The sequence below is a fragment of the Mycobacterium sp. UM_11 genome (assembly GCF_001414075.1).
GTDB lineage: Bacteria > Actinomycetota > Actinomycetes > Mycobacteriales > Mycobacteriaceae > Mycobacterium.
In genome coordinates this window covers 65924-73300 of the sequence record NZ_LATC01000011.1, presented here as the reverse complement: position 1 = coordinate 73300, position 7377 = coordinate 65924, and the positions used below count along the sequence as shown (strand labels likewise).

Annotated in this window: 7 protein-coding genes; all 7 read left to right on the top strand. The window is 67.2% G+C overall.

The window, feature by feature from the left end:
- Positions 1–7 precede the first annotated feature (7 nt).
- Positions 8–1642, top strand: a complete 1635-nt coding sequence (locus WU80_RS05025) for a glycosyltransferase family 87 protein (protein WP_082462564.1) — start codon at positions 8–10, stop codon at positions 1640–1642.
- Positions 1639–2280, top strand: coding sequence for a DJ-1/PfpI family protein (locus WU80_RS05020; protein WP_055399559.1), 642 nt, complete (start codon positions 1639–1641; stop codon positions 2278–2280). The genes WU80_RS05025 and WU80_RS05020 overlap by 4 nt, the downstream gene beginning before the upstream one ends.
- Before the next feature lie 133 nt (positions 2281–2413).
- On the top strand, positions 2414–2704 hold the full coding sequence (rpsF, locus tag WU80_RS05015; RefSeq protein ID WP_036362157.1) for a 30S ribosomal protein S6: 291 nt from the start codon (positions 2414–2416) through the stop codon (positions 2702–2704).
- 112 nt (positions 2705–2816) lie between these two features.
- Positions 2817–3335 carry a single-stranded DNA-binding protein gene (locus tag WU80_RS05010; RefSeq protein ID WP_055399561.1) on the top strand — a complete coding sequence of 173 codons (519 nt, stop codon included), beginning with the start codon at positions 2817–2819 and terminating at the stop codon, positions 3333–3335.
- Between the two features lie 36 nt (positions 3336–3371).
- Entirely contained in the window at positions 3372–3626 is a 255-nt protein-coding gene (rpsR, locus tag WU80_RS05005; protein WP_055399563.1) for a 30S ribosomal protein S18, read from the top strand.
- A gap of 42 nt (positions 3627–3668) precedes the next feature.
- Positions 3669–4127 (top strand): 50S ribosomal protein L9, encoded by a 459-nt coding sequence (gene rplI / locus WU80_RS05000; protein ID WP_055399565.1) that lies wholly within the window; start codon positions 3669–3671, stop codon positions 4125–4127.
- 529 nt (positions 4128–4656) lie between these two features.
- On the top strand, positions 4657–7284 hold the full coding sequence (gene dnaB, locus WU80_RS04995; protein WP_055399567.1) for a replicative DNA helicase: 2628 nt from the start codon (positions 4657–4659) through the stop codon (positions 7282–7284).
- Positions 7285–7377 lie beyond the last annotated feature (93 nt).

Below are 7377 nucleotides of genomic sequence, written 5' to 3'. Positions count from 1 at the left end.
CGCCGCCGTGACCGAGGCCGAGCAGCGCATTTCTCCGCAGCGGCTGGCCGGCGATCTGCGTAGCGTCGACAATCGCGATTGCCCGAGCCGCACCGACGCGTTGGGTGCCGCGCTGGCGGAAGTCGTCGGGGGGCCGGTGGGCAGGCACGCGCTGATCGGGCGCGCCCGGGTGATGACCCCGCTGCGGGTGATGTTCTTGATCGGCCTGGTGTTCTTGGCGCTCGGCTGGTCGACCAAGGCGGCCTGCTTGCAGAGCACCGGCACCGGAACGGCCGATCAACGGGTCGCCAACTGGGACAACCAGCGCGCGTACTACGAGTTGTGTTACTCCGACACCGTCCCGCTCTACGGCGCGGAGTTGTTGAGCCAGGGCAAGTTTCCGTACAAGTCGAGCTGGGTCGAGACCGACGGCAGCGGCACCCCGCAGACCCGTTACGACGGCCGGCCGGCGGTGCGGTACATGGAGTATCCGGTGCTGACCGGGATGTATCAGTACGTGTCGATGGCGCTGGCCAAGACCTACACCGCGCTGACGAAGCTGGCCCCGATCCCGGTGGTCGCCGAGGTGGTGATGTTCTTCGACATTGCGGCCTTCGGCCTGGCGCTGGCGTGGCTGGCGACCGTTTGGGCGACCGCAGGCCTGGCGGGACGCCGGATATGGGACGCGGCGCTGGTGGCCGCCTCGCCGCTGGTGATCTTCCAGATCTTCACCAATTTCGACGCGCTCGCAACGGCTTTCGCCATGGGTGGGTTGCTGGCGTGGGCGCGGCGCAAGCCGGTGCTCGCCGGCGTCCTCATCGGATTGGGCGCCGCCGCCAAGCTCTATCCCCTGTTGTTCCTGGGCCCCATGGTGGTCCTGGCGATCCGGACGGGGCGCTATCGGGCGCTGGCGCGGACCGCCGGGATGGCCGCGGCCACCTGGCTGTTGGTGAACCTGCCGGTGCTGGTGCTCTTTCCGCGCGGTTGGTCGGAATTCTTCCGGCTCAACACCCGACGGGGTGACGACATGGATTCGGTGTACAACGTCGTGAAATCGTTCACCGGCTGGCACGGGTTCGATGCGAAGCTGGGGTTCTGGCAACCACCCACGGTGCTGAACGCCGTGGTGGCGATATTGTTCGTAATCGGTTGTGCGGCAATCGCTTACGTGGCGCTCACCGCCCCGCAACGCCCGCGGCTCGCGCAACTGTTGTTCTTGGTGGTGGCGGTGTTCCTGTTGACGAACAAGGTGTGGAGCCCCCAGTTCTCGCTGTGGCTGGTGCCGCTGGCGGTGCTGGCCCTGCCGCATCGTCGGATCCTGCTGGCGTGGATGACCATCGACGCGGTGGTGTGGGTGCCGCGGATGTACTACCTGTACGGCAACCCGAACCGTTCGCTGCCGGAACAGTTCTTCACCACGACGGTGTTGTTGCGAGACGTTGCCGTCATTGTGTTGTGCGCGTTGGTGATTCGCCAGATCTACCGGCCCGACGAGGACCTGGTCCGCTGGGGCGGCCGGGTGGACGACCCGTCGGGCGGACCCTTTGACCGCGCCCCGGACGCGCAGCCTCGCTGGCTGCCGGACTGGCTGCGACCGACCGGCGCGCGCCGCGCGCCGGTCCCCGAGGCTGAGCCCGCGGTGCCGGTGGGAGTGGCGCCATGACCCTCATTGCCGTCCCGCTGTTCCCACGGGTGACCGCGCTCGACGCGGTGGGCCCCTACGAGGTGTTGCAGCGCATCCCCTCGATCGAGGTGGTGTTCGTCGGTCACCGGTGGGGCGAGGTGCGCACGGAAAACGGGATGCTCGGGTTGAGCTGCGACGCGAGATTCGACGAAGTCGGCTCGCCCGATGTCGTGCTGTTCCCCGGCGGGATCGGGACCCGCCAGCTGATCCACGACGAGACCATCCGCGCGTGGCTGCAAGCCGTGCACCCGACGACGACGTTCACCACGTCGGTGTGCACCGGCGCGTTGCTGTTGGCCGCCGCGGGCCTGCTCGACGGGCTGACCGCCACCACGCACTGGCGCGCCAGGGACCTGCTCAACGACCTGGGCGCGCGTTACGTGCCGGACCGCGTCGTCGAGCATCTCCCGCAGCGGATCATCACCGCCGCGGGCGTGTCCAGCGGCATCGACATGGCCTTGCGGTTGGTCGAGCTCCTGGTCGATCGGGAGGCGGCCCAAGCCGCGCAACTGCTCATCGAATACGACCCGCAGCCGCCCTTCGACTCGGGCTCCCTCGCCAAGGCCGACCAGGCGACGATGGACCGGGCCACCGAATACCTGGACGCCCGGCAGTAGCGGCTTGCTCGATCGCCCGGATTTCTTCCCTCACCCCGTCGTCCGGTAGCCTGGTGCGGTTGCCGACGCAGGCGACCCTCCTGCCACGGATCGACCGTGGCCGTTTTAGACCAGAGGAGGTGGTGAGGTTTCCATGCGTCCATACGAAATCATGGTCATTCTTGACCCCACGCTCGACGAGCGGACCGTTGCCCCGTCGTTGGAGACGTTTCTGAACGTCGTCCGCAAAGACGGCGGAACCGTCGAAAAGGTCGACATCTGGGGCCGGCGCCGGCTGGCCTACGAGATCGCCAAGCACGCCGAAGGCATTTATGTGGTCGTCGACCTGAAGGCGGAGCCGGCGACGGTCTCCGAGCTCGACCGCCAGCTGAGCCTCAACGAGTCGGTGTTGCGCACCAAGGTGATGCGCACCGACAAGCACTAACACCCATGGCTGAGTCGCGGGCCCACCGTCGGTGGACTTGCGTAGGCTCAGCGAGGATACGTGCCATTCACCGTCGGAGAAGCGAGTAGCAGGGCGGAACGAGGAGGAAACTGTGGCTGGTGACACCACTATCACCGTTGTCGGGAATCTGACCGCCGACCCGGAATTGCGGTTCACCCCGTCCGGTGCCGCCGTCGCGAATTTCACCGTGGCGTCGACACCGCGGATCTACGACCGCCAGAGCGGGGAGTGGAAAGACGGTGAGGCGCTCTTCCTGCGCTGCAACATCTGGCGGGAGGCGGCCGAGAACGTCGCCGAGAGCCTCACCCGCGGGTCGCGGGTGATCGTCACCGGCCGGCTCAAGCAGCGGTCCTTCGAGACGCGCGAAGGCGAGAAGCGCACCGTCGTCGAGGTCGAGGTCGATGAGATCGGGCCCTCGCTGCGGTATGCCACCGCCAAGGTCAATAAGGCCAGCCGCAGCGGCGGCGGTGGCGGTGGCGGCGGCTTCGGCGGCGGAGGCGGGTCCCGTCAGGCATCGGCGCCGGCGAGCAGCGCACCCGCCGACGACCCGTGGGGCAGCGCCCCGGCGTCCGGGTCCTTCGGCGGCGGCGACGACGAACCGCCGTTCTAAGAACTTCAACTGTAAGAAAAGGAAAGAAAGACAGTCATGGCCAAGTCCAGCAAGCGACGTCCGGCTCCGGAAAAGCCGGTCAAGACGCGCAAGTGTGTCTTCTGCGCGAAGAAGGACCAATCGATCGATTACAAGGACACCGCACTGCTGCGCACCTATATCAGCGAGCGCGGCAAGATCCGGGCGCGCCGCGTCACCGGCAACTGTGTGCAGCACCAGCGCGACATCGCGATCGCGGTGAAGAACGCCCGTGAGGTGGCGTTGCTGCCCTTCACCTCCTCGGCGCGATAGCCGGCGCATTCATTTAGGACCCAAGCGAAAGTACGAACAACGATGAAGCTGATTCTGACGGCCGACGTCGACCACCTCGGTACCGTCGGCGACACGGTCGAGGTCAAAGACGGGTATGGCCGCAACTTCCTGCTCCCGCGCGGCCTGGCGATTCTCGCCTCGCGCGGCGCCCAGAAGCAGGCCGACGAGATCCGCCGGTCGCGCGAGAGCAAGGCCGTGCGCGACCTCGGCCACGCCAACGAACTCAAGATGGCAATCGAGGCGCTGGGCCCCGTCCAGCTGCCGGTGCGGACCGCGGCCGACTCCGGGAAGCTGTTCGGCTCGGTGACGTCCGGTGACGTCGTCGCGGCCATCAAGAAGGCCGGCGGCCCCAACCTGGACAAGCGAATCGTCCGGCTGCCCAAGTCGCACATCAAGGCCGTCGGCACCCACCCGGTGTCGGTGCACCTGCATCCCGAGGTCGACGTCCAGGTGGCCCTCGAGGTCGTCGCGGAGAGCTAAGCCTCCGACGTTTGCTCCTTCCCGGCGGTGGCCACTATCGGCCGCCGCCGGGCTCCGTTGTGCTGGGGGCGCCCGCCCGCTTCGCGCGGCGGATGGTCGCGGACTGCCGCCCTAGCGAACAATTGCTGCGGTGTCTTCCACCGACCCTATTTACCGGCCCGTAACGCTGCCAAAATGTGGCTGAAAGCCAACACGCCCGGCGCAGTAACCTGCGACGACACGCCGTAGAGATTCTTGTCCACACGAATTTCGTCGCGTTACATGGCCCTTAACAGCAGTGATGTCAGGGCCCCTTGAATTCATACACAGGTTCTCCACACCCCACTCAACACAGGTGTCGACGGATATGCACACACGATGCACAGGTTCATGAACAGCGCCCCTTTCACCTACTAGCCAGCAACGTCTAACGTCGTCCCGGCGCGAGGCGTGCGAGTGCTGTGAGGCGGAAGTGTCGGCTCCTTGACTTACGCTGACGAGAGCGGTTTTCGAATGTACGTTCGGGTGCGTGGTAGGGGAGGAGGGATGCATGGCGGTCGTCGATGACTTGGCGCCGGGCATGGATTCTCCCGCGCCCAGTGAGGACTTCGGCCGTCAGCCCCCGCAGGACATGGCGGCCGAGCAGGCGGTGCTGGGCGGCATGCTGCTGAGCAAGGACGCCATCGCCGACGTACTCGAGCGGCTGCGCCCCGGCGACTTCTACCGCCCCGCGCACCAGAACGTGTACGACGCCATCCTGGACCTCTACGGCCGCGGCGAGCCGGCCGACGCCGTGACAGTCGCGGCGGAACTCGACCGCCGCGGGATGCTGCGCCGGATCGGCGGCGCGCCCTATCTGCACACCCTGATCTCGACCGTGCCCACGGCCGCCAACGCGGGCTACTACGCGACCATCGTCGCCGAGAAGGCGTTGCTGCGCCGGCTTGTGGAGGCGGGCACGCGGGTGGTGCAGTACGGCTACGCCGGGGCCGAGGGTGCCGACGTGGCCGAGGTGGTCGACCGGGCGCAGGCGGAGATCTACGAGGTGGCCGACCGGCGGACGACGGAGGACTTCGTTCCGCTGGAGGATCTGCTGCAGCCGACGATGGACGAGATCGACGCCATCGCCTCGAACGGCGGCGTCGCACGCGGCGTACCGACCGGTTTCACCGAGCTCGACGAGGTGACCAACGGTCTGCACGCCGGGCAGATGATCATCGTGGCGGCCAGACCTGGAGTCGGGAAGGCACTCGCGCTGGACACGCTGCTGCCCACGCCGTCCGGCTGGACGACGATGGGTGAGGTCGCGGTCGGTGACGAGCTGCTCGGCGACGACGGGCGGCCGACGCGGGTGGTCGCCGCCACCGAGGTGATGCTCGGGCGCCCCTGCTTCGAAGTGGAGTTCTCCGACGGGACCGTGATCGTCGCGGACGCGGCGCACCAGTGGCTGACCGAAACCCGCGCATCCCGAAAGTCGGCGCAGGCCGCGGCGGTGGGTTACAACCGCTACAAGAATCAGCGCACGTTTGCGGCCGTGCGAACGACGGCCGAGATCGCCGGGAGCCTGCGCTGCGCCACTCAGGACCGGCGCCTGAACCACAGCGTGGTCAACGCGCGCGCCCTCGATCTCCCGGACCGGGAATTCCTCGTCCCGCCCTATACTCTCGGCGCCTGGCTCGGGGATGGCACCAGCGCTGCGGCCCAGATCACGGCGGCCGATCCCGAAATCATCATGCGCATCGAAGCGGACGGATTGGTGGCGGTTCCGTCGCAGTCGGCGCCGTACCGGTACCAGTTGCGGCTACCGGCCGGCGCCGAGTCGGCGGCTCGCTCGTGCGTCGTATGCGGTAAGTCGTTCATTCCGCAAACCAGTCAGGTGCGCACCTGCGGACGCTCATGCGGTGGCCGGGCCCGGTTCGTCTCCGCCCCGGTGCCGAGTCCAACCTGCGTCCGCTGCGCCGGGCCATCGGCCGGGATGCGGCTGTGCCAGAACTGCCACACCGCCGTGGGCACGTTGCAGGCCCGGTTGCGGACCCTCGGCGTGCTCGGTAACAAGCACATTCCCGTGGACTACTTGCGGGGTTCGGAGACACAACGGCGCGCCCTGCTCGCCGGCTTGCTGGACACCGACGGAACCGTAACGGCGGGCGGAGCCGTCCAATTCTCGGTCACCAACCAGCGGCTGGCCTGCGATGTCGCCGAACTGATCGTCAGCCTGGGCTACCGCTGCCAAACCTCGACCAAGCGCGTCCGGGGCCGCCGCGAGTCGTCCAGCGTCGCGTACACCCTGACGTTCTCCACCGACGACGCGGTATTCGCATTGCAGCGAAAAGCGTTGTTGCACAAGGAGCGTCGGGCCGCCACCGGCACCGCGCGCTCGGGTTCGCGCTTCATTGTCGACGTCCGGCCGATCGAGACCGTTCCCGTCCGTTGCGTCGAAGTGGACAACGACAGCCACATGTATCTGGCGAGCCAGGCGATGGTTCCCACCCACAACTCCACCCTGGGGCTGGACTTTCTGCGCTCATGCTCGATCAAGCACCGGATGGCCAGCGTCATCTTCTCGCTGGAGATGAGTAAGTCCGAGATCGTGATGCGATTGCTCTCGGCCGAGGCGAAGATCAAACTCGCCGACATGCGGTCGGGCCGGATGAACGACGACGACTGGACCCGGCTGGCGCGGCGGATGAGCGAAATCAGCGAGGCGCCACTGTATATCGACGACTCGCCCAACCTGACGATGATGGAGATCCGCGCCAAGGCGCGCCGGCTCAAGCAGAAGGCCGATCTGCGCCTGGTCGTGGTCGACTACCTGCAGCTGATGTCGTCGGGGAAGAAGGTCGAGTCGCGGCAGTTGGAGGTGTCCGAGTTCTCGCGCCAGCTCAAGCTGCTGGCCAAGGAGCTCGAGGTTCCCGTGGTCGCGATCAGCCAGCTGAACCGCGGTCCCGAGCAGCGCACCGACAAGAAGCCGATGCTCTCCGACTTGCGCGAGTCCGGGTCGCTGGAGCAGGACGCGGACATGGTCATCCTGCTGAACCGGCCCGACGCGTTCGAGCGTGACGATCCGCGCGGCGGCGAGGCGGACTTCATTCTGGCCAAGCACCGCAACGGCCCGACCAAGACGGTGACCGTCGCGCACCAGCTGCACCTGTCGCGCTTCGCCAACATGGCGCGGTAGGAGAGGCTTCGCGGCTGCGATGCAGCGAAGAATGACAACGTTGCGCCCTGGTCTGGTGAGTTGGCGCAGCCGCTGCCCTGGCTCCTCGACCCG

What these genes read in the sequence shown, in the direction of transcription:
- WU80_RS05020 (WP_055399559.1), top strand. Translation starts at nt 1,639, where the DNA reads ATGACCCTCATTGCCGTCCCGCTGTTCCCACGGGTGACCGCGCTCGAC.
- rpsF (WP_036362157.1), top strand. Translation starts at nt 2,414, where the DNA reads ATGCGTCCATACGAAATCATGGTCATTCTTGACCCCACGCTCGACGAG.
- rpsR (WP_055399563.1), top strand. Translation starts at nt 3,372, where the DNA reads ATGGCCAAGTCCAGCAAGCGACGTCCGGCTCCGGAAAAGCCGGTCAAG.
- rplI (WP_055399565.1), top strand. Translation starts at nt 3,669, where the DNA reads ATGAAGCTGATTCTGACGGCCGACGTCGACCACCTCGGTACCGTCGGC.
- dnaB (WP_055399567.1), top strand. Translation starts at nt 4,657, where the DNA reads ATGGCGGTCGTCGATGACTTGGCGCCGGGCATGGATTCTCCCGCGCCC.